Origin of the sequence: Xanthomonas hortorum, from assembly GCF_024339125.1 — a bacterium.
GTDB classification, from domain to species: Bacteria; Pseudomonadota; Gammaproteobacteria; order Xanthomonadales; family Xanthomonadaceae; genus Xanthomonas; species Xanthomonas hortorum.
The window spans coordinates 1105602-1131663 of the sequence record NZ_CP101417.1; the positions used below are offsets into that span (position 1 = coordinate 1105602).

Consider the following 26062-nt stretch of genomic DNA (forward strand, 5'->3'; position numbering starts at 1 on the left):
TGTCTGCCCGTTTCTTTTGCTTACTTGGTCGCAGCCGGCGCGTTGTCGGTGGTGATCACACCGCAGGCCAGACGGCCGCCGGCGTTGCCGGTGGGCTGCGTTTTGTAGTCATCGGCATCGGCATGCACGATCACGGCGTGGCCGGCGATATCGAACTGGTCGGCCTTGCCGAGATTGACGTTGCTCGAGACCGGGCCATCGATGCTGGCATTGCCCTGCGCGTCGGCCTTGATGTTGGGCATGTCGCCACCGTGATGCGGGTCGGCGCTGACGGTGCCGTGATCGGATTGGGCCGGGTTGAAATGGCCGCCGGCACTGCTGCCGTCCGGTGCGCTGCAATCGCCCTTTTCGTGGATGTGGAAGCCGTGCTCGCTGTTGGGCTTGAGGCCGCTCAGCTGGCCGGTGACGCGCAGCGCGCCGTCGACGGTCTTGAAGCTCACCGTGCCCTTCACCTCATTGCCCTTGGTCGGCTTGAGCTCGGCGGTTGCGGTGGTAGTGGCTGCCGCTTCGGTGACCATGGAGGCGGCATGCTCGCCACCATGCGCCGCTTCGGCTGGCGTGCCGGCCTGCGGTGCGGGTGCGGGATCGGCCGGTGCCGGTTCGTCGCGCTTGCACGCGGTCAGCACCAACGCGGTGGCCAGGAACAACGTCGTGGGAAGAATGCGCATGAAAAAACTCCTGTAGAGAGGCCGTAGTTGCGGCCATGGATGCCCCAACTCAGGGCTGCGAAGGGGGTGTGCGCCATTGGGTGACGCGAATGACGCCGCAGGCCAGACGTGCGCCGGCATTGCCACTGGGCTGGCTGCGATAGTCGTCTGGATCGGCATGCACGATCAGCGCCTTGCCGATCACATCGGTGGGCGCGGCATCGCCCAGGGTGATGCCGGCAATGATCATGTCCAGATGCGCGACGCCTTCGGCATCTGCGCGAAGATTGTCCATGTCGCCCAAGTGATGCGCGCCGCTACCGCCGCGCCCGTGCGGTGCACCGGTCGGATTGAAATGCGCACCGGCGCTGCTGGCATCGGCGGCGCTGCAATCGCCGCGCTCGTGCACATGGAAGCCGGCAACACCGCCCGGGCGCAGGCCACCGACGGTGCCGGTGATACGAATGCCCTGCAACGCAGGCACCAACACCACCCGACCGCTGACCAGACTGCCCGACGCCGAGGCCAGCGCCGCTTCGGCCTGTTGCACCGGACGGGTGGGCACGACACGCGCCACGGGCGGTGGCGGTGTCTTCGGCGGTGGTGGCGTGCTGCTGCAGGCGGCCAGCGCCAGAGCGGTGAGGGCGACGATCGTGGACGACCGGTAACGCATCGAGCTGTTCTCCTGATCAGGCTGGAAACCTATGCGGGCACATGTTCACGTGTCATGAAATGCGCTTGCCGGCTGATCGGGAGTTTACGGGGTTGGTGTGGGTGGTCGGGTTGTTTTGAGGTGCGGGTCGACGGATGCGCGGTAGCAACGATGTGCGATTGCGATAAGCCTGGATCGCGCGTTGTTTCCTTCTCCCGCCGGGAGAAGGTGGCGCGTAGCGCCGGATGAGGGTACGGGCGAAGCGCTAGTGACGTTTGGGTGCGTGTAGGCTTCGCCCCGCACCCTCACCCCAACCCCTCTCCCGGCGGGAGAGGGGCTCAACTCCGCGTGCGGTCTGATGCACGATTGCGGTAAGCCTGTATCGCCTACGCGCCGTTCCTTCTTCCAGCGGAGCGGGCTTTAGCCGGGGTCAGGGGATACATCAGCGGCGTTTGCGCCCCGGGCCGAGTTTGCGGGTGACGGTGTTGCGGCCTAAGCCCAAGCGTGCGGCGGCCTCGGCGCGGCGGCCCTGGGTGAGTTGTAGGGCGGCTTCGAGCAGGGTCTTGTCGAGGCGTTCGCGGGCCTCGGCGTGCAGGCCCTGGGCGCCTTCGCTCAGGCGTTGCGCGGCCCAGCTGGAGAGCATCTCGTCCCATTGCCCGTCGCTGCGGCCGGCGCGTTGGCGACGGCCGCCACGCGCCAATGCGGCTTCCACATCGACCACGTCGATGATGTCGGCGGTGGCCAAGGCGGCCAGGCGCCAGCACACGTTTTCCAGTTCGCGCACGTTGCCGGGCCAGTCGTAGTGGCGCAGGCCTTCCAAGGCGGCCGACGACAGCCGTTTGGGCAGCATGTCGAGCTTGCGCCCGGCCATGGCCAGGAAGTTTTCGGCCAGTTGCGCGATGTCGCCGCGGCGTTCGCGCAGCGGCGGTAATTGCAGCCGCACCACGTCCAGGCGATGCAGCAAGTCGGCACGGAAGCGGCCTTGTTCAACCAGCGCTTCCAGGTCCTGGTGGGTGGCAGCGATCACGCGCACGTCGACACGGATGAGTTCGCGCCCACCGACACGGAAGAATTCGTTCTCTGCCAGCACGCGCAGCAAACGGGTCTGCAGCGGCAGCGGCATATCGCCGATTTCGTCCAGAAACAGCGTGCCGCCATCGGCCTGTTCGAAACGGCCGATGTGCCGTTTGGTGGCACCGGTGAAAGCGCCGGTTTCGTGGCCGAACAATTCGCTTTCCAGCAGCTCTGCAGGAATGGCGGCGGTGTTGAGGGCAACGAAGGATTTACGCGCGCGCGGCGATTCGTTGTGCAGCGCGCGTGCGACCAGTTCCTTGCCGGTGCCGGTTTCGCCGTTGATCAGCACCGACAGCGGTGCCTGCGCGAGCCGGCCGATGGCGCGGAACAAGGCCTGCATCGCCGGGGTGTCGCCGATCAGTGCGGCCGAGCCTTGCGCCACCGGCACACCGACCAGCGCGTCGACGCCGGCATCGGCATCCGGCAGCGCGCGTGCGGCCAGGGCCACCGCGTCGTCCAGGTCGAACGGCTTGGAGAGGAACTCGTGCGCGCCGCCGCGAAACGCGCCGGCAGTGCTGGCCACATCGGTGTAGGCCGACATGACGATCACCGGCAATTGCGGGTGCTTGGACTTGAGTTTGTCGAGCAGGGTTAGGCCGTCTTCGCCGGGCATGCGCACATCGGTGAACAGCAAATCGGGCGTGGGCCGCATGGCCAGTGCCTGCAGCGCAGCGGCGGCACTCTCGAAGCCATCCACGGCGTAGCCAGCATCGCGCAAAGCGGTGGACAGCACGAAGCGGACCGAACGGTCGTCGTCGACCACCCAGATATGGTGGGATGCGGCGGCGGCCTCAGCCATGCAGATGCTCCTTGTCGTGATCGCCGGCCAGCTCGGGCAACAGCAGGGTGAAAACGGTATGGCCGGCGCGCGAGCGGTAGGTCAGGGTGCCGTGGTGTTCACGCGAGACCTGCTGGGCCAGCGCCAGGCCCAGGCCACTGCCTTCGGCGCGCCCGCTGACCAGCGGCAGGAACAGGTGCTCGGCCAGTTCTTCGGGCACACCGCCGCCGTCGTCGATGATTTCCAGCCGCAGCGACATCGCATGCACGCGGTCGCGGATGCGCTGGCCATGTTCGACGCGGGTGCGCAACGTCACCCGGGTGGCACCGGCCTGGAACGCGTTGCGCACCAGATTCCAGACCGCCTGGGTGAGGCGATCGCCATCGCCAAGGATGTCGGGAATGCTGGGGTCGTAATCGCGTTGCACCTGCACCGACCAGCCACCCTCGGCTTCGGCCAGGCGCAGCACGCGCTCCAGCACGACGTGGATATTGAGGCGGTCGTGCGGGCGCGCCGGTGTGGGCGAGAGCAGGCGTTCGAGCAAGGTATTGAGGCGCTCGATCTCGGTACCGATCAATTCGATCAGCTCGCGCTCGTCCTCGTCGCGCCCGGCCGAACGGCGTGCCAGCAGCTGCGCGGCGCCCTTGAGCCCGGCCAGCGGATTGCGCAGCTCGTGCGCCAGGCCCTTGAGCGCAGCGCTGAGGGCATTGGGCAGTGCATGGGTGGGATCCAGCGCAGGGAATTCGTCGACCGGGTGGGTTTCCAGCAGCCAGCCGCCGTCGTCCAGCCGCGACAGCCAGCCCTCGGCAAAGCGCGGTGCGTCGTTGGGCAGGCCCAGGGCCAGCCGATGCAGACGCAGCACATCGCGCTCGTCGTTGAGCAGGAAGCGGGCGAGCGCATCGCCCTGTACTTCCAGCGCGGCCAGCGGTTGATCGACCAGGCGCCGTGCGCTGACGCCAAGCCAGCGCGCGAAGGCTGGATTGACGCCCAGCACACGGCCCTCGCGGTCGGCCCAGGCCACCGGGGTGCCCAGGCTGTCCAGCGAAGGCATCGAAGAAGAAATCACCATTGCACCAATTTAGTGCAAGCAGCATCGACGTGCGCGGATGTCGCGCCAGACGAAGCGTGCAGAGAAGAATTCGGGGCCGACGAGCGGTGGCGTACACCGATCCAGCGCACATCCGCGCCGACAGGGACAGGCGTGGGGCTGGTCATGCAGGCACCTCGGCAGTTGACCCGCGCCAACCAGCGCCGCGGGGAAAAACGGACCCGGCGGGCAGTCCCGGCCGGGTCGTCGTGCCACCCGCAGCGGCATGGCTGCGGGTGTTCATGCTCAAGACTCGTATGCGGCTTCGCCGTGCGAGGTGATGTCCAACCCCTCACGCTCGGCTTCTTCGGTGACGCGCAGGCCGAACACCAGCTTGGCGACCAGGAAACCCACCACCGAGACCACACCGATCCACACCAGGGTGATGCCCACGCCCAATGCCTGGATGCCGACCTGATGCACGATGTCGTAATCGCCACCCTTCTGGCCGCCCAGCGAGGCCGCCGAAAACACGCCAGTCAGGATCGCGCCGATGATGCCGCCCAGGCCATGCACGCCGAACACGTCCAGGCTGTCGTCGGCACCGAGCAGGCGCTTGAGACCGGTGACACCCCACACGCACAGCACGCCAGCGGCCAGGCCGATGACGATCGCGCCGAACGGCCCCACCGTGCCGCAGGCCGGGGTGATGCCGACCAGGCCGGCGACCATGCCCGAGGCCACACCCAGGGCGGAGGACTTGCCCTTGATGATCTTCTCGGTCAACGACCAGCCCAGCACCGCCGCGGCAGTGGCCAGCAAGGTGTTGAGGAAGGCCAGCGCCGCACCGGCATTGGCTTCCAGGTTGGAGCCGGCGTTGAAGCCGAACCAGCCCACCCACAGCAGCGACGCACCGACGAAGGTCAGGGTCACGTTGTGCGGCTTGATCGCCTCACGCCCCAACCCGGCACGCTTGCCGACGAAGTAGGCGCCCACCAGCCCGGCGATACCGGCGTTGATGTGCACCACCGTGCCACCGGCAAAATCCAGCGCGCCCAGCCCGAACAGATAACCACCGGTGGCCCAGACCATGTGCGCCAGCGGCAGATAGCCGAAGGTGAACCAGATCACCGAGAACAACAGCACCGCGGCGAACTTGGCACGTTCGGCAAAGGCACCGACGATCAGCGCGCCGGTGATGCCGGCAAAGGTCGCCTGGAACGCCACGAACACGTATTCCGGCAGGCTGACACCCTTGGTGAAGGTGGCCGACAGGGTTTCGATGGTCACGCCCTTGAGCAGTGCCTTGTCCAGATTGCCGATCCACGGACCTTCGCCGGAGAACGCCAGGCTATAGCCGTAGAGCACCCACAGGATGGTCAGCAGCGAAAACACCACAGCGACCTGGATCAGCACCGACAGCACGTTCTTGGCGCGTACCATGCCGCCATAGAACAGCGCCAGACCCGGCACCACCATCAGCAATACCAACAACGTGGAGGTCAGCATCCAGGCGACATCGCCCTTCTCGACCACGGGTGCAGCCTCGGCGGCCGCCACCGGGGCGGCTTCCGGCTGCGCGGACGGCAGCGGTTCGGTGGTGACCGGCTCGGTCGGCAACGGGGTGACCTGCGGTGTGGATTGCGCATGCGCGCTACCCATGCCGCCCACCACCAGCGCACTGAACAGCATCAGCATGCAGACGCTGTAGAACCGGGCTTTCCACCCGGCGAAAAGACCTGTCTTCATAAGGACTCCTGGGGTGGGGGATTCAGAGCGCATCGGCGCCGATCTCGCCGGTACGGATGCGCACGACTTGCTCAATCGCGGTCACGAAGATCTTGCCGTCGCCGATCTTGCCGGTGCCGGCGGCGTTCTGGATCGCCTCGACCACTGCGTCCAGCCGGTCGTCGGTCACCACCGTCTCGATCTTGATCTTGGGCAGGAAGTCGACGACGTACTCGGCGCCGCGGTACAGCTCGGTGTGGCCTTTCTGGCGTCCGAAACCCTTGACCTCGGTCACGGTGATGCCCGACACGCCCGCTGCGGACAAGGCCTCACGGACCTCGTCGAGCTTGAACGGCCGGATGATGGCGGTGATCAATTTCATGCGCATACCCCGAATGGTGGAAAAAACCGGCCGGCATTGCGCCGCCCGGCGGTGTCATTCCCCTGGATGCCAACCCCGGCATCCGCTCGTTCGCGAGCACGCAGACCCCAGCGGATGCCAGTGCATCCGCCTCGTGGGAGAGGTCAGGCCCGCGCGTCGCGATCCAGTGCTCTCTCGATACCCTTATCAAGACCCCTGCAAGTCCACGGCATCGACCATGGACCTATCGAACATGGGCGGCGATGGCGGAGGTGGGAGGGGGGGCCTCCGCCATCACCGCGGTGGAACTCAGTTGCCGTAGTACAGCTGGTACTCCAACGGGTGGGTCGCAGCACGGAACTTGGTGACTTCCTGCATCTTCAGCGCGATGTAGCCGTCGATGAAGTCGTCGCTCATGACGCCGCCGGCCTTGAGGAACTCGCGGTCCTTGTCCAGCGCTTCCAGCGCCTGATCCAGGCTGGAGCAGACCTGCGGGATCAGCTTCTCTTCTTCCGGCGGCAGGTCGTACAGATCCTTGTCGCTGGGCGCGCCCGGGTCGATCTGGTTCTTGATGCCGTCCAGGCCGGCCATCATCAGCGCGGTGAAGGTCAGGTAGCCGGACTGCAACGGATCGGGGAAGCGCATTTCGATGCGGCGCGCCTTCGGGTTGGTGACCCACGGAATGCGGCACGAGGCCGAACGGTTGCGGGCCGAGTAGGCCAGCATCACCGGCGCTTCGTAACCCGGGACCAGACGCTTGTAACTGTTGGTGCCGGAGTTGGAGAAGGCGTTGATCGCACGGGCGTGCTTGAAGATGCCGCCGATGTACCACAGCGCCATCTGCGACAGGCCGCCGTAGCCGTCGCCGGAGAACAGGTTGACGCCGCCCTTGGTCAACGACTGGTGCACGTGCATGCCCGAGCCGTTGTCGCCCACGATGGGCTTGGGCATGAAGGTCGCGGTCTTGCCGTTGCGATAGGCGACGTTCTTGATGATGTACTTCATCGTCAGCAGTTCGTCGGCCTTTTGCACCAGCGAGCTGAACTTGGTGCCGATCTCGCACTGGCCGGCGGTGGCCACTTCGTGGTGGTGCACTTCGGTCTCGATGCCGACCTGTTCCAGCGTCTTGATCATTTCCGCACGCAGGTCGTGCAGGGTGTCGGTCGGCGGAACCGGGAAGTAGCCGCCCTTCACGCCCGGGCGATAGCCGCTGTTGCCGCCGTCGTACTTGGCGCCGGTGTTCCAGGCAGCCTCTTCCGAACCGACCTGGAAGAAGGTGTGGCCCATGTCGTTGGCGAAGCGCACCGAATCGAAGATGAAGAATTCCGGCTCCGGGCCGAAGAACGCCTGGTCGGCGGTGCCGGAGGACTTCAGATAGGCCTCGGCGCGCTTGGCGATGCCGCGCGGGTCGCGCTCATAGCTCTGCATGGTGGCCGGATCGAGGATGTCGCAGGTCAGCACGATGGTCGGATCGGCGAAGAACGGATCCAGATAAGCGGTGCCTGCGTCCGGGAGCAGGACCATGTCCGACTCGTTGATGCCCTTCCAACCCGCGATGGAGCTGCCATCGAACATCTTGCCTTCTTCGAACAACGCCGGCTCGATGATATTGGCCGGAAAGGTGATGTGCTGCTGTACACCACGCATATCGACGAAGCGCAGGTCGACGAACTCGACCTTGTTGTCCTTGATCAGCTTTTCAACATTTTCCACGGACATCGGAAGAAACCTCAGGGGAAGTTAAGTGGCTCGTGGGCGGTACTACAGCAGGGACCGTGCCAAGCGTCATACTTTCACAAGTCGTTGATTTTGCTTGTATCGCTAGAGGCCGCTCAGGCCTCACTAGCACCTTGGTGGTGCTAATTGATCGCAATGAGCACCGATATGGTGCATGCCGCAATGCACTATCCTGACGCTTCCCCCATCCCTCCCCCAGTCCGATGTCCGATCTGATCTCCGCCCTGCTGTTGGGCATTCTCGAAGGCTTGACCGAATTCCTGCCGATCTCCAGCACCGGCCACCTGCTGATCGCCGAACAATGGCTCGGACGCCGTTCTGACTTCTTCAATATCGTCATCCAGGCCGGCGCGATCCTGGCGATCTGCCTGGCGCTGCGGCAGAAGCTGTGGACCCTGGCCACCGGCCTGGGGCAACGCGACAATCGCGACTACGTGCTCAAGATCGGCGTGGCCTTCCTGGTCACTGCAGTGGTCGGGCTGATCGTGCGCAAGGCCGGCTGGCAGCTGCCGGAAACCGTGCATCCGGTGGCCTGGGCGCTGCTGATCGGCGGGCTGTGGATGCTGGTGGCCGAGCACTTTGCCGGCAAATTGCCCGAGCGCGACGTGGTGACCTGGAAGGTGGCCATCGCAGTCGGCCTGGCGCAGGTGGTAGCGGGCGTATTTCCCGGTACCTCGCGCTCGGCCTCGGCGATCTTCCTGGCCATGCTGCTGGGCCTGAGCAAGCGCTCGGCGGCGGCGGATTTCGTGTTCATGGTGGGCATCCCGACCATGTTCGCGGCCAGTGGGTATGCGCTGCTGGAGATGTACAAGGAAGGCGGCTTCGGCAGCGAGAACTGGGCCGATGTGGCGGTGGCCTTCGTGGCGGCGACCATCACCGGTTTTGTGGTGGTGAAGTGGCTGCTGGGCTACATCAAGAAGCATCGCTTCACGGTGTTTGCGGTCTACCGCATCGTGCTTGGCGCAGCCTTGCTGTTGTGGCTGCCGGCTGCGGCCTGACGCCTCAACTGTCGCCGCGCGGCATGCCTGTTCGAGCGAGCGCGACATGCGTGGCACGCTCCCAGGCAGTGACGCCCGTCATTGCCCTGGCCGCGCGGTGGCGGTATCACTGAGGCATCGATCACCGGGAGCCGCCCATGCGTGCCGTGTTCTTCGCCCCTGCACTGCTGGCGGCGGGCGTGACGGCCTGCGGGTCGGGCGCTTCGCCGGACGCACCCGGCTCCTCCCCCAGCGCTGCCGCGCAAGCCGATGCGGTAGCCGCACCGGCCGCCGACAATGCCTCGCTGCGGGCCGCCCTGCGCGCACAGCACTGGCAGTTGCAGCAGGCCAGCGATGCGCACGGCACCGCATTGCGCAGCCTGTTCGTCGAGGGCACTGCGCCACTGCAACTGGATTTCAGCGATGAACGCATCCAGGTCAGCCAGACCTGCAATGCGCTGGGCGCCAACTACAGCGTGGCCGAGGCGCAGTTGCAGATCGGCCGGGTGGTGTCGAGCAAGCGCCTGTGTGCCGAATCACGGCGGATGGCGCAGGAACGCGCCGCCAGCGAGCTGCTGTCCGGCCGCTTCGCGGTGGCGTTGAACAGCGTGCAGACCGCGCCACGGCTGACCCTGACCCGCAGCGATGGGACCCGCCTGGTTTTCGGTGGCATCGCCACCGCAGACACGCGCTATGGCGGCCACGGCCAGACGGTGTTGATCGAAGTAGCCGCCGAGACGGTGGCGTGCGCCTCCGACCCGTTGCGCCAATGCCTGCAGCTGCGCGAACAGGATGCAACCGGACAGCCCGTCACCCAGCGCTGGCAAACCTTCGAGGGCAAGATCGAAGGCTTCGAGCACGAAACCGGTATCCGCACCTTGCTGCGGGTGACGCGCTACCCCGCCGCTGCGGGCGCGGACGGCGTACCGGTGTATGTGCTCGATCAGATGATCGAAGCCAGCGGTTAGCAGTCGAGTTTTGACTGCGTGGCGTAATCAGCGTGATCGCCGATGCAATCAACGCGCGCAGATGCGACGTGCAGATGCAGGCTACTGACAGCAACTACCAACAGATAGCGAGCGGTCGTCAGGTCGGACGCAGACGGCATGCAGGAGTGAAGTGATCGATTGATACATGCCACGACCGAGCCGCCGGGCAACGTGTGAACCGGCAGCTCTCCTCGGCAGCGACGGCGCCCGCATGACGGCGGCACAGGCGTTGTTAGGCGCTCTTAACGCAGCGACGGGTTCAACGTGTAGGTGCCATGCAACGCCGCTTCGGCCAGCACATGGCCCTGGATCGCCGACAGCAGATCGGCCGCGGTGAAGGTCTCGGGCAAGCTGAGTTGCGCCACATCCAGCGCGAACACGCGGAAGAAATAGCGGTGCATGCGCAGGTCGTTGAACGGCGGGTACGGGCCGTCGTAGCCCAGGTAGTTGCCGGCCATGTCGGCATTGCCGGCAAACCATTCGGTGTACGAATTCAGACCCTGACGCGCACCGGCCGGGCCGGCCGGCTGCGACTTGCCCTTGGGCACGAAGCCGTCGCTGCAACTGGCTGCGGCGATCTCGTGCACTTCAGCGAGGATATCGGCCATGGCCCAATGCACAAAATCGGTGCGTGGCTGGTCGACCGGAATCTGCACATCGTCGCGGCCCACGGTTTCCGGCACGGTCGGTACATCCGGGTCCAGGCACAGCAGCGCGAACGAGCGCGTGCCTTCGGGTACCTCGCTCCAGGCCAGATGCGGGTTGCGGTTGGGCGCAAAGCCCTCCGGCGTGCCGGCCGCAAATTCTACCGCGATGGGCTTGCCGTTTTCGATGCTGTTGCTGGTCAGGCGCATGCAGGGTCTCCGTGAGGGATGATGCTGATCAGGGTGCCTGGGTCTGCGCAGCAGTGGAAGCCATCGCAATGGAACCCTCTGATGCGCTCGGTTGGGTGTATCGCTGCCGGTTCATCACGCCAGCGAACAATGCCGCGCCCACCCGACAGTGAGCGCAGCCATTTCGGTCGCCGCTCAGTCTTGCGGATAACCGAAGCGCACTGCGATCAACGTGAGCAGATCGAATTGCGCGCCCAGCACGTTGCGGTAGTTGCGCCAGCGGCCCGATGCCAGGCGTGCGGGGCCGCGCGGCTCGATCAGCGGGAAGCTCAGCCCGAAGGCCTGTTCCAGTGCGGTGGAAATGCCCTGCGGGTCGCTCTCGATGCCGTCCAGGCGGATGATCCGGTGCGGATACAGATCGCGTTCGTGCAGCACGGCGAGCTGCTCCAGGGCCGCCAGCAACCAGTCGGTGGCCTGCTGCGGCGATTGCACGGCCAACGGCGCAGGCGCACCGGCCGACAACCAGTCCAGCAGCATGTCGCGCGGGTCACGCAATGCGATTGCCAGCCGGCCTTCGGGCAGGTGCGGGCGCAGTGCAGTGAGCAAGGTGTTGTCCCACCACAGCAGCCAGTCGATGACGTTGCCGTCGTCGATACCGCGCCGCGGCAACTGCGCCTTCCAGCCTTCCACCAGCGCCAGCGGCGCCAGTTCGCCGGAGGCCAGCTGTTCGACGCTGCGATAGCTCTGCAGCGCGTCGGACGGCGGGGTGGTGCCGTAACGGTCGTCGCGCACCAGCGGGGTGGCCGCGCCCATCACTGCGATCAGGCGTTCGACATGCGAGCCGGGCACGCCCCAGACGAACAGCGGGCGCGCGGTCACCGCGTCGGGGATGGTGCCCAACGCCGGCCACTGCATCGGCTGCTTCGCGGCCTGCGGCGGCAACGGCAGACGGTGCTGGGCCTGCTCGCGCTGGAACTGCATCCAGGTGGCCAGCGCCGCATCGGGCTGGCCGGCGCGGTCCTGCACATTGCCCAGCCACGGCCGCAGCACGGTCTGCTGATTCTCCGGCAGCGAGTCGATCAAGGATTGGACGCAGGCGATCGCTGCCGGCGGGTCGCGCTCCAGCAAGGCTTCGACGATGCGCTGCTCGCCGCTGATGCGGCCCGGTTCCACCGCCACGATCTGCCGCGCCACCATTTCGGCTTCTTCGGCATGGCCTTGCATGTCGTGCACGCGCATCAGCGCTTCCAGTGCCGGCAGATGCTCGGGCATGCCCAGCAGCCAACGCTCGATCACCGCCTGCGCCTGTGGCCCGCCGACCGGCTCCACCGCCAGCCGCGCCAGCCATAGATCATGCGCACTGACCGAGGTGGCCAACGCCGCGTCCAGAGTGTCGCGTGCGTCGTCGACCGCACCCAATCGCTCCCAGGCGGTCAGTAGCGCGTGCAGCGTGCGCCGGTCGGCCGGCCAGTGGGCAAGCGCCAGGCGCAAGTGCGCCACGGCCCGGTCGGGACGACCGGCCTGCAATTCCATTTCGCCCGCGAGCCGGCGCATGGCCGGGATGTCGCCGCCGGGCTGGGCGAACACGCCCTGCATCGCGGCCAGCGCGTCGTCCAGGCGACCCTGGCGCTGGGCGAGCTGGGCGATGAAGGCGCGCAGCGCGGTGCCCGGCGGATTGAGCTCGACCACGCGCTCGAAGGCGCGCTCGGCGAACGCGAAGTGTTCTTTCTGCAGGTACGCAAAGCCCAGCGCGAACAGCACGCGCGGGTCGTCCGGCAACTGCTCGGCGGCGCGGGTGAGCAGCGACAGCGCGTGGTCGCTCTGGCCGCGGCGCAGCTCCACCACGCCATCGACGGCCAGCAGCTGCGGATGCTCCGGCGCCAGCCGCGCCGCGGTGCGGCTCAGCCGTTGCGCATCATCCAGATCGCCGCGCGCCACCGCCAGATGTGCCTGCATCACGTAGGCGTTGAACTGGTTCGGGTCGAGTGCGGTGGTGCGCGACAACGCGGCATCGGCCGCAGACAGATCGCGCGTGGCCAGTAGCAAGCCGGCGCGCAGCAGATGCAGGTCGGCATCTTCCGGCGTCAGCGTCAGCGCGGTTTCGATACTGGCCAGCGCCAGCGCTGGCTGACCCTGCTGCTGCAGGGCCAGACCGAGCCAGCGATGGGTGGCGGCATTATCCGGCGCGCTGATGACCCACTCGCGGGCCAGCGCCACCGCATCGTCGGCCGCATTGCGGCGCAGGGCTTGGAGAATGGCGTCTTGCATGGCGGCGGCGTGTCCAGGACAAACGCCTATTGTAACGATGCGCGGTGGGACGCCGACTCGCAGCGACCATCGAACTGCTGCACAGCCGGCCCGGCGCGCGCGGCCGATGCTCGTTGGCAGATACCACTCGTACACTGCAGTTCGGAGCGCGCCATCCGCGCCCACCTGGCGACTGCTCGCGACGGTTGTCGCCGCTCTCAGGCCTGCGCGGTCAGCCGCTCGGCCACCCAACGTTCGGCGAAGCCATCGCCACGGGCATTTTCCAGAAAGCCGCAGTGGCCGCCCCAGCGCGCGATTTCCAGCTGCGCGTGCGCGGGCAGATGCCAGCCAGCGAAATCGGCGAACGGAATCACCGGGTCGTCTTCGGCCATCAGGATATGGACCGGCACCTGCAAGCCGGCCAGGCGTTCGCCGGCAATCGAATAACTGTCGAAATACGCCTGCAGCGAGCCGTGCCCGGTGTGCTGCTCGGCCAACCAGGCCATCAGGCCGCGCATGTCCAGCGCCAGGGTGGCATCGTCGTAGCCGTGCTGATCGGGAAACAGCTTGCGTTTGCGCAGCAGCGATTCGCGCCAACGCCGGCGGAAATACCAGTCGTAGAACTGCGGGCCTTTTTCCAGCTGCAGCATGGTGGCGGCCGGATCCAGCAGCGGGCACACCGCTGCGACCCGCGCCACCGGCAGACCGGCCGCCGGCGCGCGCAAGGCGAGCCGCAGTGCGAAATTGCCGCCCAGCGAGTAACCGGCCACCAGTAACTGCGGCGCGGGAAAACGCCGCCACAGATCGCCTGCAGCGTTGACCACTTCATCGATGCGATCGGAGTGAAACAGATCCACATTGAGGTGATGGGTGCCGCCGTGGTCGCGGAAATTCAGCCGGAACACCTGATAGCCCAGGCCCAGCAGGCGCGCAGCGGTGAGCCGCATGTAATTGGAATCGGCGCTGCCTTCCCAGCCGTGCAGCAACAGCACGGTGGCGCGCACCGGTGCATCGCCGGGCGGGATGCTCATCCAGCCCTGCAGGCGTACGCCGTCGCCGCCGTCGAGAATATGTTCGCTGGTCACCGCGCCGCTGGCGGCCAGCAACTGGCGGCTACGGATCCGGCGCAACGCGCTGCTGCCCAGCAGCGATTGCACATGCGGATTGCGCAACCAGCGGGGCGGCGAATAGTCGGAGACGTTCATGCGCTCATCGGGCCAGGCACTGTCGCGTCGGCCGCAGGAGTGATGAGCATACGCATCGCGGGCTAGGACTCCATGGCCGCAATGATGCGTTGACGCGAGGTGTCGGCCAGGCGGCGACGTCCGTCGATATCCAGCGCGCGGATCGGCTCGAGAAAATGCACTTCGGCCAGCCGCGCCGGCTCGCCGAGCAGGCGCACGATGTTGTCGAAGAAGCTCTCGCGCTCACCGAACGCCACTACCGCCTGCGCATTGCCGCGCTCGCCGTAACGCAACGCCACCGGTTGCACCGGCACGCCGGCCTCGACCGCGGCCTGGAAGATGCGCGCATGGAACGGGCCGACCTCGGTGCCGCCGCGGGTGCGCCCTTCCGGAAACACGCCCACCGGCTTGCCGCTTTGCAGCCGCGCCAGCATTTCCTGCAGCACGCCGCCCAGCGATTCGGTATTGCCGCGCTGATGGAAGATGGTCTGGCCCTTGGCCGCCAGCCAGCCCACCAGCGGCCAGCCGGCGATCTCGCGCTTGGCCACAAAGCCCATCACGCGTTGGCTATGCAGCATCGAGATGTCGATCCAGCTGACGTGATTGGCAACGAACAACGCAGCGCCCGGCAGCGGAGTGCCGAAATGACGCAAACGAAATCCGAAGATGCGCATCAGATTGCCCTGCCACCAGCGGATCATCCACTCGTCCAGGGTGTCGTCGTGGCCGGTACGGATGCGCGCCAGCGGCGGCGCCACCACGCACAGCATGGTGATCGGCAGACAGATGCTCAGGTGCACCAGCAGTAGCGGTACCCGATACAGGTACCGGAACCAACGCACGCCGCCAGCATCGCGCGTGGCGTCCAGGGATGACTCGCTCATTGCAGGAACGGGACCGGTACCAGGGGAAGGAAGCGCGACTATTGTGACAGCAGCTTGGCACGCGCGCAGTGCCGGCAGCGGGTGGCGCTGTTCCACCCATGTGCTTGCACGGCGGGCTCAGCCATTGCTGCGCGGGACCACGGCCAAGGTGAGCCGCGAAACGCACACGCGCTTGCCGGCCGGGTTTTCGATGGTGATGTCCCACACCTGCGTGCTGCGCCCGATATGCACGGCGCGCGCGGTGCCAGTGACCACGTCCTGATACGCCGCACGCAGATGGTTGGCGTTGATCTCCAACCCCACGCACATCTGGGTGGTCATATCCACGCACAGATTGCCAGCGCTACTGCCCAGGGTTTCGGCCAGCACCACCGACGCACCGCCGTGCAGCAAGCCGTACGGCTGCTTGGTGCGCGAATCCACCGGCATGGTGGCGCGCAGCCAATCCTCGCCGGCATCGGTGAACACGATGCCCAGATGTTCGATCAAGGTGTCGCGGCTGGAGGCGTTGAGGGCAGCAAGATCGACGGGGTCGCGGAAGGTCATAGGCTGGGGATTGGGGATTGGGGATTGGGGATTGGGGATTGGGGATTGGGGATTGGGAATCGGGAATCGGGAATCGGGAATCGGGAATCGGGAATCGGGAATCGCAACAGCATCTGCGCCCGGAGGATCTGGTTCAACTGTCGCTGACTGCCCTGATTGATCCAGGCGCAGTTCCGTCTCCGCGCCAGAGACATATCGTCACGATAGCGGCCAGTGAGCGGCGCGCCTATGCGATCACAGAATCGGCACAAGCCCGGCACCGAAGGCAGTCAGCATCCGCACCAGCAACCACTTAGGGCCGACGTTGACCTCGGGGAAGTCGCCCACCGCCACATAGCACCGCCGGAACTGCGGGTCCTGGCGCTTGAGTGGAAACGGGCAGCCGGGGCCAGGCTGGAATTCGTAATTGGTGGCATAGCGCCAGGGCCAGAAATCCAGCACCGGCAACGATTCGGACACCTTGCCCACGCTGTAGTTCAGTCCGCTCAGCACCGGCGGCTTTTCGCGCGAGGCCACGGTCCAGGCATTTTCCGGGGCGATGTCGCGCTCGATGCTGGCGGCCAGCGCCTGCGCAAAGCGCGCATCGTCGATCACCACCGCCGCCTCGGTGTTGTAGTTCTCGCTGCGCGGGTCGAAGTTGTGCGTGCCGATCACGCCGATGCGCCGGTCCACCACCAACGACTTGGCATGCAGGCCCATGCGCGCGCCGGCGCGGGTGACCGGCAGCGGCTTATTAACCGCGCGCGTGCCCAGGAACGAGGGCCGCGTTTCGGTACGCAGCACACGCCGGTCGACCTCGCTGCCGCCGGGCGCACGTCCCGCGCCACCACCGCTGCCGCGAATGGCACTCCCCGGTGTTCCGCCGCCACTGTTGCTATTGCTGCCACCGCTGCCACGCACCGCGTTGCCGGCCGCGCTGCCGCTGATCACGCGATTGACGCTACTGTCGTCCTCGACCGGTTCGGCGGCCTGCGGATTGAGCGGGTCGGGCACCAGATTGGCGTAGTCCACCGGTGCATTCAGCGGAAATGGCTTGAATTCGTAGATGTTGAAGCCCAGCTCGCGCAGGTTGCGGCGTTTGAACTTGTACGACAGCGCATACACGATCGGGTTGTCGGTGGCCGCCAGGCTATTGCTCGAGACCACGATGCGTGGCGGCTGCGGGCGCGTGCGCAGTGTGCGGAAGATCGCCTGTGCCTCATCGGACAACACCAGATACGGCGTCTGCAGCAGCACTTCCTGCTGCGCACCGGCGATCAGGCCGTCCAGCTCCGGCGCGGTGGACACCGCCTTGGCGGCATGTTCCTTGCGGTGTTTTTGCGGCAGGTCGGCCACATACAGCACGCGCTGCACCGGCATGGCCGGGGTCACGAACGCATCGCGGATGAATTGCGCATCGCGCGCCTCACGGTCGACGCGCGCCACCCGCTCCGGTCGGCGGATGTCGGCCGGCGGCATTTTCGGCGCGCCCTGCTCCAGCAGCAGGCGGCCGACATCGTTCAGGCGCTCGGCCGGCACGCTGCGCTGCGCGCGCCAGAACGCGTCGAAATTGGCCGCCATCGCACGCACTTCCGGGCCGGCCAGAATCACGTCGCGGTCGCGGAAGTTGTATTCGCTGTCCCAGTCGAAATAGTCGTCCTGGTAGTTGCGGCCGCCGACCACGCCGAGCACATCGTCCACCACCAGCAACTTGTTGTGCATGCGCTGGTTGAAGCGACGGAAACAGCACACCACGCTGCCGGCATAGTCGAAGTAATTGAGTTTGACCTTGCCGAAGGTGGGGTTGTAGATGCGCAGCTGCAGATTTTCATGGGTGCTGGACAGCGCGCCGAGAATCTGCAGATCGGCGATCGCCGACAGCTGGTCGATCAGGATGCGCACCTTGACCCCGCGCTGCGCCGCGTCGATCAGTGCATCCAGCACCATGCGCGCGCTGTCGTCCTTGTCGAAGATATAGGTCTGCAGATCGATGCTGCGGGTGGCGCTGCGGATCAGATTCAGCCGCGCGACCAACGATTCTTCACCGCGATCGACGATGGTGGCGTAGTGCCGCGGCGCAGCCGCAGTGGAGCTGCTGATCGCCTCGCCACCCAGCGCGCGCAGCGGCGAGGACAGCGCACAGCGATTGGCCTGGGTGCAGCTCACCAGCGTGCTGCGCGCGGCAGAAGCCACGCCTGCCGCACGGTTGCGTTCGATTTGCGACAGGCCGGCGCATCCGGTGCCGAGCAACAGCGTTGCCAGCACAAGCACCCTCAACAGGAAACTCACGGGCGCCGCGCCTCCTGCAACCGCCCACGCAGAACGAACGTTACCCTGTCGCCCAGGGCCATCTGCCACGCATTCATTCCGTAACGTCCACGCAGCACCGTCCCACGACTGATCACGTCGCAATCATAGCCCGGCCGCGCGCATTCAGCTGGCGCCACATGCAGGGTCTCGATGTGCGTGATTCCGCGAATGGTCAGGTTGCCGGTGATGTCGCCCCCCTGCTTCACGACCGCTTCGGTGTAGGGAAGCGACTCGAATTCCACCACCGGGTACTGGGCGACATCGAAGAAATCCTCGCCGCGCATCCACGCGGTGTAGCGGTCCTTGCCGGGGATTTCCACCTGGGTGGCGTCCAGCCGGAAGCGCACCTGTTGGCGTTTGTCGGGCAACTCCACCAGCTCACCGCGAAAACGCGGGAAGAACCCCTCGATCTTCATGCCGAAGCGCGTTCTGATCTCGAACCCGAAGCGCGATTGCACCGGGTCGATGGAATGCACCTTCTGCTGCGCCATACAGGGCAGAGCGACCCAGAGCGCGAGCCAGGCGTACCAGCGCAGCGACGATGACACGGATCAAGGCCACCAGAAGGCGGTCAGGCGGGCGATCCCCGGTTCGATGGCGGCCTCCAGCGGCAGCGCCAGCAGGGCGATCGCGGCGGTGGGCATGCCACGGTAGTCGCCGGTCTGGCCGCTGTGCATCAGCGCTGCCAACCGCTCCAGCCCGGGGTTGTGGCCCACCAGCAGCAAACGCTCGGCGTCGCGGTGTTCGTCCACCAGGCTGGCCAGGGTGCCGGGCGTCGCTTCGTAGATGCGCTCGTCCAGGCGTTGTTCGATATAGCCGGTGAGCTCCAGTACCGCTTCCAGCGTCTCGCGGGCGCGCCGGGCCGGCGAGCACAGCACGCGGTCGGGCACCAGGCGCTGCTCGCGCAGCCAGCGGCCAGCCGATTCCGCCTCGGCAATGCCATGCGGGGACAGCGGGCGGTCCAGATCGGCCTGGCCGGTATCGGCCGGCTCGGCGTGGGCGTGTCGCAACAAGATCAATTCGCGCATAGAAACTATCCGGTTTAGGCCTTCTTGAGCCACTTGAACAGCGGCTCCCAGTCCTGTTGATGGTCGCGCACCTGCGCCGAGCGGTAATCGAACAAGCTGCGCCCCAGCCCGGCCATGACCACGTAGGCCTGGGTGTCGCGTAGTTGGGTCACCAGCGGATACGGCCAGGTGCCGATCATCTCGGCGGCCTGCTGCGAGGTCTGGGTCCACGGGCGGGCGCGATTGAGCACCAGGCCCACCGGCAATTTGCGCTGGTGCACGCGCGGCACCTTGGCCAGCGTGTTGAGAAAGCCCACCACCGCTTCGATATCCAGTGCCGAGGACAGCACCGGCACCACGATGGCATCGACGTGGTCCAGAAATCCGCTCAGATCCTCGGCCATCGCCCCGGCCGGGGCATCGATGATCAGCTGATCGGTGCCATCGGGCACTGCGGCCTGCCAGTTGCGACGGCGGGTGGCGTCGATCGGCAGCACCGCACTTTCCAGACTGGCGCGACGCTGCGCCCAGCGCGTGGACGAGCCCTGCGGATCGGCATCTGCCAGCACGGTGCGCTGGCCCTGCAAGGCCGCATGTGCGGCCAGATTGGTGGCGATCGTGGTTTTGCCGACGCCGCCTTTGGAGCCGGCCACCAGGACTGTCTTCATGCACGCCTCGCTTCCGGGAGCAAGCCGGCAGCGTACACCGCGGCACGGTGAGGAAGTAGTCGAAAGACGTTAAACCGCTCGACTGCCAGCCGGGCGATCTTCCAACAGCCGTGATCCATGCTCGGAAAATCCCTGTGCAGCGCGCGTGCGCAGCAGCTTCTGCGCGACCTGCGCGCCTGCGTCATGACCTCGCGCGCTGTGATGTCGATTGGCGGCTCTGCATGCAGCGCATTGTCATCGCACTGCAGCATTGCGGATGCAAGCGACGACACCGCAGGTGCGCGTTGAACCTGCGATGCGGCAGTACCGAGGTGGCAGCGCGAGTTCGCGCCGGGCATCACGCCACCAGACGTGCCAGCAACCAGGCCCAGGCAGGCAATGTCAGCAGCGACAGCAGGATGCTGTAGCCGACCATCGCTGCGGCCAGGCGCGGTGCCAGCCGATGCGAGATGGCCAATGCGGCGGCGGTGATCATGGTGGGCATGGCCGATTCGAGGACGTTGGTCTGCAACATCGCCCCATGCAGGCCAAGCGCCCAGGACAACGGCAGCGCCAGGATCGGCATCAACGCAAGTTTGAAGACCAGCCCCACTGCCAGCGGTTTTAACTCGTCCGCAGGCAAGCGCAACTGCAGCGAAAAGCCGACCGCCAGCATCACCAGCGGCAGCATCGCATCGGCCAGGCTCTTCAATCCCGAACCGATCCAGGTCGGCGGCTGCTCCGGCATCAACGTCAGTGCGAACAGCAGCGCCCACAGCGGCGGAAACCGCAGCACCCGCAGCAGGATCATCCGCGCGGTAGGCGGGGTATCGCCGCTGTAGCGCGCCAGCACATATAACCCAAACGTGGACAGCAGCACGAAAGTACCGAACTGGTCGTAGACCACCGCATACGGCAGCGCGTGATCGCCGATCAACGCGCGCACCATCGGAAAGCCGATGAAGCTGGAGTTGGTGAACACCACGCACATCAGCAGCGCAGCGTATTCCTCGCGCTTGAACCGAAACAGGCGGCTACAGCCCCACAGCAGCGGCACGATGATCGCGGTCAACACCCACGGCGTGGCGATCACCCCACCCAGCGAAGCATCCAGATGCAGGCGCGGCACATAGGTCAGCACCGAGGCCGGCAGGCAGATATACAACACGATGCGATTGAGCACGTCGGCGCTGTTGTCCGGCAGCACCCGCAAGCGGGCGAACAGCAGACCCAGCCCCAACATCGCCAGAATCAACGCAAATGCATCCACCGCCATGGCGTGATCGTGTCCGTTGGAAAGCGATGCACAGGATCGCATAGCGCGCAGCACAGGCATCGGCGGAGGGCTGGCTTGGCATCGCGCTAACCCGAAGCAGCGAGACTTCCATCGTTTGCCTATCCGAAACCAGTGTGTCGAGTGCGCGGTGTCCTCGCCGCTCGCGGGACACGCCATGAACCCGTCCCTGGGGGCTCGGTGGCGGTATCCATGCCGCCACACGGTCCCGCAAGCAGCGAGGACACCGCACCAGAAAGTTTGCCGGCTGTTTTATTGAAAACCATGCACACCAGCCCACTCGACTGGTCCTTGCCCGCTCACCGTCGCGGGACCTTACGCGGCATGGATGCCGCGTAAGAGCTTACAAGGACGTACTTGCAGCGTGTCCCGCGATGGTGAGCGGGCAAGGGCCCTGCAACCAAGCCACAGATCCGCCGCTCTGCAACTGCTCTCTCCACCTTCGACTCATGTCACCGGGTCTGCGTTTCAAATCCTGGCGGTTTCGCTCGGTCGTCCGAAAAACCGGTACGTCGAATATGCGGCGCCCTCGCCTCATCAAGGCGTTGGTCGGTGGCTGGATGAAAAAGCCCGCCTATCGCGCAGATTCGGCTAATGCAGGGCATCGCGCTGCGGCGGTTAACTGCAGCGCGATGCCAAGACTTACGGAAACGCCGGCGGGTTCGCCTGCCAGGCGGCGAAGACCTCGGCCAAGCTGGCACGCTCTGCTTCGCGCCAGTCCGGCAGCAGGCTGGCGTAGTTGGCGGTGCTGCTCCAGCGCTCAGGCCAGGTGCGCACGGCAGCGGCATACCACTCGACCGCTTCCTGCTTGCGCCCGGCACGCCACAGCGCCAGCGCCGCGGTCGTGGGCAGCCATTGCGGCGTGGCCGGACGGCCGTTGGCCAGGTTGGCCCACAGCTGCAAGGCCTTGTCGGCCTTGTCGGCACGCAACAGATCCCAGCCGTAGTTCCAGGTGATAGCGCGATATTGCTGGCTACCACTGGAAACCAGGCCCAACGCCCCCTGGTAAAGCTCGTCGCCTAACTGGGTGCGCCCACCGGCATAGGCCAGCGAGGCAAGTTGCGCGCGCGGCTCGGCGGCACGTGCGTCACGCTGCACCATCGCGGCCAGGCGGTCGACCACCGCATCGCCCTGCCCCTGCACGGCGACCACGGCTTTCGTGGTGCCGCGGTCTTCGTCGAAATAGAACTCCTTGGGCTTGGGCAGGCTCTGCGCTTGCGCCAACGACCACACGCTCCCGAGCAGGGCCAACGCAATGGCCCATGCGAACTTCGTTCTCACTGGTTTTTCCCCTTGCGACACACGACAAACCCCAACCCTGTCCCATCCTAACCTCAGTGTCGCTGCGATGCACACCTGGTGTCCCAGGCATGTGAATAGCGGCTGTTACAATTGTTAGGCCGTTTTGGAGCCCTGGGTTCCAGCCACCCTTTCCGGGCAAGCCATGACCAGTACTGCTGCACTCTCTTCCCCCGACTCTGCCAACACGCCGGAGCTCGGCCAGGTGGATGCGGATTACACGCTGGAGCACAAGTACACGCGCGCCGATGGCCGCATCTACTTGTCAGGCGTGCAGGCGCTGGTGCGGCTGCCGTTGATGCAACGCCTGCGCGATGACGCCGCCGGCGTTGCGACTGCCGGCTTCATCAGCGGCTATCGCGGCAGCCCGCTAGGCGGTTTCGATCTGGAGCTGTGGCGCGCGCGCAAGCATCTGGACGCGGCCAAGGTGACCTTCACCCCCGGCCTCAATGAAGACCTGGCCGCCACCATGGTCTGGGGCACCCAGCAGACCAATCTGTTCCCCGGTGCCAAGGTGCAGGGCGTGTACGGCATGTGGTACGGCAAAGGCCCGGGCGTAGACCGCAGCGGCGACGTGTTCAAGCACGGCAACGCCGCCGGAACTTCGCCATATGGCGGCGTGCTGGCGCTGGCCGCCGACGACCATGCCTGCCGCAGCTCGACTCTGCCGCACGGTTCGGAAGAAGAATTCGTCAGCGCGATGATGCCGATCCTCAACCCGGCCGGGGTGCAGGACATCCTGGACATGGGCCTGCTCGGCTGGGCGATGAGCCGCTATACCGGGCGCTGGATCGGCTTCAAGACCATTGCCGAGACGGTGGAGTCTTCCGCGTCGGTGGATGTGGATCCGTTCGCACGCACGATCGTGCTGCCAGAGGACTTCGCGTTGCCGCCAGGGGGTTTGAGCATCCGCTGGCCGGACCCGCCGGTGGATCAGGAAATGCGTCTGCACCGCTACGCGATCGCCGCCGCGCAGGCATTCGCACGCGCCAATCACATCGACCGCGTCGTGCTGGATTCGCCGCACGCACGCTTGGGTATCGTCACGACCGGCAAGAGCTATCTGGACGTGCTGCAGGCGCTGGAATACCTGGGCCTGGATGCGCAGGCCTGCGCGCAGATCGGCATCCGCGTCTACAAGGTCGGCATGACCTGGCCGCTGGAGCCGGTGGGCATCAGCGCGTTTGCGCAGGGGCTCGAAGACATTCTGGTGGTGGAGGAGAAGAAAGCCTTCATCGAGCGCCAGATGAAGGAGCTGTTCTACAACTGGCCGGCCAGCGCCGGTGCGCGGCCGAGCATCGTCGGCAAATACGACGAGCACGGCGCGTGGATCCTGCCCTCCACCGGCGAGCTGACGCCGGCCACGATTGCCGCGGTGATCGGCAAGCGTATCCAGCGATTTGCGCTTCCATCCAGCGCGATGACCGACTCGATCGAACAGCGGCTGCGCTGGATGGACAGCAAGGAAGCCGAAATGGCCTTGCCGCGCGCGCTGTTTCCGCGCGTGCCGCATTACTGCTCCGGCTGCCCGCACAACACCTCCACGGCGGTGCCGGAAGGCTCGCGTGCGCTGGGCGGCATCGGTTGCCATTACATGGTGACCTGGATGAACCGCTCTACCGACACCTTTACCCACATGGGCGGCGAAGGCGTGACCTGGTCGGGGCAGGCACCGTTCACCGAGACGCCGCACGTGTTCCAGAACCTGGGCGACGGCACCTATTTTCATAGCGGCTCATTGGCGATCCGCCAGTCGGTCGCCACCGGCGTCAACATCACCTACAAGATCCTCTACAACGATGCGGTGGCGATGACCGGCGGCCAGCCGGTGGACGGCACGCTTACCGTGCCCGACATCGCGCATCAACTGCGCGCCGAAGGCATCCACGCCATTGCGGTGGTCAGCGACGACATCAGCAAGTGGACGCGGCGCCGCGATCTGTTTCCTGCCGATGTCGCCTTTCATGACCGTGGCGAGCTGGATGCGGTGCAGCAGCAGTTGCGCACGGTCAAGGGTGTATCGATCCTGATCTTCGATCAGACCTGCGCCACCGAAAAACGCCGACGGCGCAAGCGCGGCAAGCTGGTGGACCCACCCAAGCGCGTCATGATCAATTCGCTGGTCTGCGAAGGTTGCGGCGATTGCGGCGAAAAGAGCTTCTGCGTGTCGGTGCTGCCCAAGGAAACCGAATTCGGACGCAAGCGGCAGATCGATCAATCCAATTGCAACAAGGATTATTCCTGCGTCTCTGGCTTTTGCCCGAGCTTTGTCACCGTGCATGGCGGCAAGCCGCGCAAAGGCAAACAACGCGATGCCACCGCGCTGTTCGACACGTTGCCCGCGCCGCCACAACGCACCACGCTGGAACAACCCTGGAACATTCTGATCACCGGCGTCGGCGGCACCGGCGTGGTGACCATCGGTGCGTTGCTTGGCATGGCCGGGCATCTGGAAGGCAAGGGCGCCACAGTGCTGGATCAGACCGGCCTGGCGCAGAAGGGCGGCGCGGTGACAACACATATCCGCATCGCACGCCGACCGGCCGATATCCACGCGGTGCGCATCGCTGCCGGCGAAGCGGATCTGGTGCTGGGCTGCGACATGGTGGTGGTCAACGATTACTGGGCCCTGTCCAAGGTGCGCGATGGCCGCACCCAGGTGGTGCTCAACACTTATGAGGCAATGCCGGGCAACTTCACCACCCAGCCGGACCTGCAGTTCCCCGCTGCCGAAATCATTGCCGGCGTGCGCACCGCATTGGGCGGCCAGGAGCCGTTACTGCTGGATGCCACGCAGCTGGCCACCGCACTGTTGGGCGATGCGATCGCCAGCAATCTGTTCGTGCTCGGCTATGCCTGGCAGCACGGCCTGGTGCCGTTGTCGCATGCGGCGCTGATGCGCGCGATCGAGCTCAACGGTGCGGCGGTGGCGATGAATCAGCAGGCGTTCGCGTGGGGGCGATTGGCCGCGGTCGATCTGCCGGCGGTGCGGCGTGCTGCGGGTTTGCCGAGCGTGGGCGACTCGGCCATTACGCCTGGCGATGCGCCGCAAGCGCGTGCGCCCGGCAGTTGGGAAGACCACGATCTCAGCGGTCAGAGCGCGCCACGTGCGTTGGCGCAAAGCACGGGCAATACGCTGCATGGCGATGGCGATGCGCCGACGCATCCGCTTGACGACGAGCAGCTGGCGCAGTCGCTGGATGAAGCCATCGCGCGCCGCGTCGGCTTTCTGACCGATTATCAGGATGCCGCCTACGCGCAGCGCTATCGCGCCCTGGTCGAACGCGTACGCACGCACGAGGCGCAACGTGCGCCCGGCAGCAGCGCATTGAGCGAAGCGGTCGCGCGTTATGCCTTCAAGCTGATGGCCTACAAGGACGAATACGAAGTGGCGCGGCTGTACACGCGCGGCGACTTCCAGCGCCGGCTGCAACAACAATTCGAAGGCGACTACACGCTGCGCTTCCACCTGGCGCCGCCGTTGCTGGCAAAGAAGGATGCGCACGGCAACCTGATCAAGCGCGACTATGGGCCGTGGATGTTCACCGCGTTCAAGTTGCTGGCGCGGTTGAAGTTCCTGCGTGGCGGCACGCTCGATGTGTTCGGCTATAGCGCCGAGCGGCGTGGCGAACGCCAACTGATCACTGATTACGTTGCAACGGTGGAAACGCTGCTGGAGCGCCTGGATGCCGACAACGTCGGCCTGGCCGCACAGATCGCCAGCATCCCCGAACATATCCGCGGCTACGGGCATATCAAGCACGCGCACCTGCACGAGGCCAAGGCACGCGAGGCCGCGCTGCTGGCGCAGTGGCGCAATCCCAAGGCGCTGCATGTGGTGCAGGCGGCTTGATGTCGCCGA

21 protein-coding genes and 1 other RNA gene are annotated in these 26062 nt (G+C 66.0%); 4 read left to right on the forward strand and 18 right to left on the reverse strand.

Annotation, left to right across the window (positions count from 1 at the left end; all coding sequences use genetic code 11):
• Positions 1 to 20: 20 nt before the first annotated feature.
• The 7 genes from NMB96_RS04655 to glnA form a co-directional block, all read right to left on the reverse strand.
• Positions 21 to 668, reverse strand: coding sequence for a superoxide dismutase family protein (locus tag NMB96_RS04655; RefSeq protein WP_115037068.1), 648 nt, complete (start codon positions 666 to 668; stop codon positions 21 to 23).
• Positions 669 to 717: 49 nt separating this feature from the next.
• Positions 718 to 1320 (reverse strand): superoxide dismutase family protein, encoded by a 603-nt coding sequence (locus tag NMB96_RS04660; RefSeq protein WP_023902114.1) that lies wholly within the window; start codon positions 1318 to 1320, stop codon positions 718 to 720.
• Between the two features lie 421 nt (positions 1321 to 1741).
• Positions 1742 to 3172: a nitrogen regulation protein NR(I) gene (gene ntrC / locus NMB96_RS04665; protein WP_006449207.1), complete on the reverse strand. Its 1431-nt coding sequence runs from the start codon at positions 3170 to 3172 to the stop codon at positions 1742 to 1744.
• The gene (locus NMB96_RS04670) at positions 3165 to 4220 is read right to left on the reverse strand and encodes a two-component system sensor histidine kinase NtrB (protein WP_006449208.1); all 1056 of its coding nucleotides are present in this window, start codon (positions 4218 to 4220) and stop codon (positions 3165 to 3167) included. Before NMB96_RS04670 ends, ntrC begins: the two co-directional genes overlap by 8 nt.
• Before the next feature lie 264 nt (positions 4221 to 4484).
• Entirely contained in the window at positions 4485 to 5927 is a 1443-nt protein-coding gene (locus tag NMB96_RS04675; protein ID WP_006449209.1) for an ammonium transporter, read from the reverse strand.
• Positions 5928 to 5949: 22 nt separating this feature from the next.
• The gene (locus NMB96_RS04680) at positions 5950 to 6288 is read right to left on the reverse strand and encodes a P-II family nitrogen regulator (protein ID WP_002808480.1); all 339 of its coding nucleotides are present in this window, start codon (positions 6286 to 6288) and stop codon (positions 5950 to 5952) included.
• Between the two features lie 288 nt (positions 6289 to 6576).
• Positions 6577 to 7986: a type I glutamate--ammonia ligase gene (gene glnA / locus NMB96_RS04685; protein WP_006449210.1), complete on the reverse strand. Its 1410-nt coding sequence runs from the start codon at positions 7984 to 7986 to the stop codon at positions 6577 to 6579.
• A 221-nt stretch (positions 7987 to 8207) separates the two neighbouring features.
• Here glnA and NMB96_RS04690 point away from each other — a divergent pair, with 221 nt between their 5' ends.
• Both NMB96_RS04690 and NMB96_RS04695 read left to right on the forward strand, forming a co-directional pair.
• A complete protein-coding gene (locus tag NMB96_RS04690; protein WP_043888822.1) occupies positions 8208 to 9002 on the forward strand; it encodes an undecaprenyl-diphosphate phosphatase in 795 nt (264 codons plus the stop codon).
• A 137-nt stretch (positions 9003 to 9139) separates the two neighbouring features.
• Complete coding sequence (locus tag NMB96_RS04695; protein WP_023902109.1) at positions 9140 to 9949, forward strand: META domain-containing protein; 810 nt, start codon at positions 9140 to 9142, stop codon at positions 9947 to 9949.
• 263 nt (positions 9950 to 10212) lie between these two features.
• Here the strand turns inward: NMB96_RS04695 and NMB96_RS04700 are convergent, their stop codons facing one another.
• Positions 10213 to 10824, reverse strand: coding sequence for a YbhB/YbcL family Raf kinase inhibitor-like protein (locus NMB96_RS04700; protein ID WP_023902107.1), 612 nt, complete (start codon positions 10822 to 10824; stop codon positions 10213 to 10215).
• Positions 10825 to 10998: 174 nt separating this feature from the next.
• On the reverse strand, positions 10999 to 13071 hold the full coding sequence (locus NMB96_RS04705; RefSeq protein WP_023902105.1) for a tetratricopeptide repeat protein: 2073 nt from the start codon (positions 13069 to 13071) through the stop codon (positions 10999 to 11001).
• Positions 13072 to 13189: 118 nt separating this feature from the next.
• On the opposite strand from NMB96_RS04705, the gene NMB96_RS04710 reads away from it, so the two are divergent.
• Positions 13190 to 13264, forward strand: a non-coding RNA gene (locus NMB96_RS04710) — sX9 sRNA.
• 4 nt (positions 13265 to 13268) lie between these two features.
• On the opposite strand, the gene NMB96_RS04715 is transcribed toward NMB96_RS04710, so the two are convergent.
• The 9 genes from NMB96_RS04715 to NMB96_RS04755 all read right to left on the reverse strand — a co-directional run bounded on the left by NMB96_RS04715 (position 13269) and on the right by NMB96_RS04755 (position 22182).
• Positions 13269 to 14255, reverse strand: a complete 987-nt coding sequence (locus tag NMB96_RS04715) for a YheT family hydrolase (RefSeq protein ID WP_023902104.1) — start codon at positions 14253 to 14255, stop codon at positions 13269 to 13271.
• Between the two features lie 62 nt (positions 14256 to 14317).
• A complete protein-coding gene (locus tag NMB96_RS04720) occupies positions 14318 to 15214 on the reverse strand; it encodes a lysophospholipid acyltransferase family protein (RefSeq protein WP_183086602.1) in 897 nt (298 codons plus the stop codon).
• A 21-nt stretch (positions 15215 to 15235) separates the two neighbouring features.
• Positions 15236 to 15664 carry a hotdog fold thioesterase gene (locus NMB96_RS04725; RefSeq protein WP_023902102.1) on the reverse strand — a complete coding sequence of 143 codons (429 nt, stop codon included), beginning with the start codon at positions 15662 to 15664 and terminating at the stop codon, positions 15236 to 15238.
• A 234-nt stretch (positions 15665 to 15898) separates the two neighbouring features.
• Positions 15899 to 17932 (reverse strand): phospholipase D family protein, encoded by a 2034-nt coding sequence (locus NMB96_RS04730; RefSeq protein ID WP_255086385.1) that lies wholly within the window; start codon positions 17930 to 17932, stop codon positions 15899 to 15901.
• The gene (locus NMB96_RS04735) at positions 17929 to 18501 is read right to left on the reverse strand and encodes a YceI family protein (RefSeq protein ID WP_023902099.1); all 573 of its coding nucleotides are present in this window, start codon (positions 18499 to 18501) and stop codon (positions 17929 to 17931) included. The genes NMB96_RS04730 and NMB96_RS04735 overlap by 4 nt, the downstream gene beginning before the upstream one ends.
• 3 nt (positions 18502 to 18504) lie before the next feature.
• Positions 18505 to 18981, reverse strand: coding sequence for a SixA phosphatase family protein (locus tag NMB96_RS04740; RefSeq protein ID WP_023902098.1), 477 nt, complete (start codon positions 18979 to 18981; stop codon positions 18505 to 18507).
• Between the two features lie 14 nt (positions 18982 to 18995).
• Positions 18996 to 19628 carry a ParA family protein gene (locus NMB96_RS04745; RefSeq protein WP_023902097.1) on the reverse strand — a complete coding sequence of 211 codons (633 nt, stop codon included), beginning with the start codon at positions 19626 to 19628 and terminating at the stop codon, positions 18996 to 18998.
• A gap of 337 nt (positions 19629 to 19965) precedes the next feature.
• A complete protein-coding gene (locus NMB96_RS04750; RefSeq protein ID WP_255086386.1) occupies positions 19966 to 20883 on the reverse strand; it encodes an AEC family transporter in 918 nt (305 codons plus the stop codon).
• Between the two features lie 660 nt (positions 20884 to 21543).
• Positions 21544 to 22182, reverse strand: a complete 639-nt coding sequence (locus NMB96_RS04755) for a tetratricopeptide repeat protein (RefSeq protein WP_006453198.1) — start codon at positions 22180 to 22182, stop codon at positions 21544 to 21546.
• 163 nt (positions 22183 to 22345) lie between these two features.
• On the opposite strand from NMB96_RS04755, the gene NMB96_RS04760 reads away from it, so the two are divergent.
• Positions 22346 to 26053, forward strand: coding sequence for an indolepyruvate ferredoxin oxidoreductase family protein (locus NMB96_RS04760; RefSeq protein ID WP_183086601.1), 3708 nt, complete (start codon positions 22346 to 22348; stop codon positions 26051 to 26053).
• Positions 26054 to 26062 lie beyond the last annotated feature (9 nt).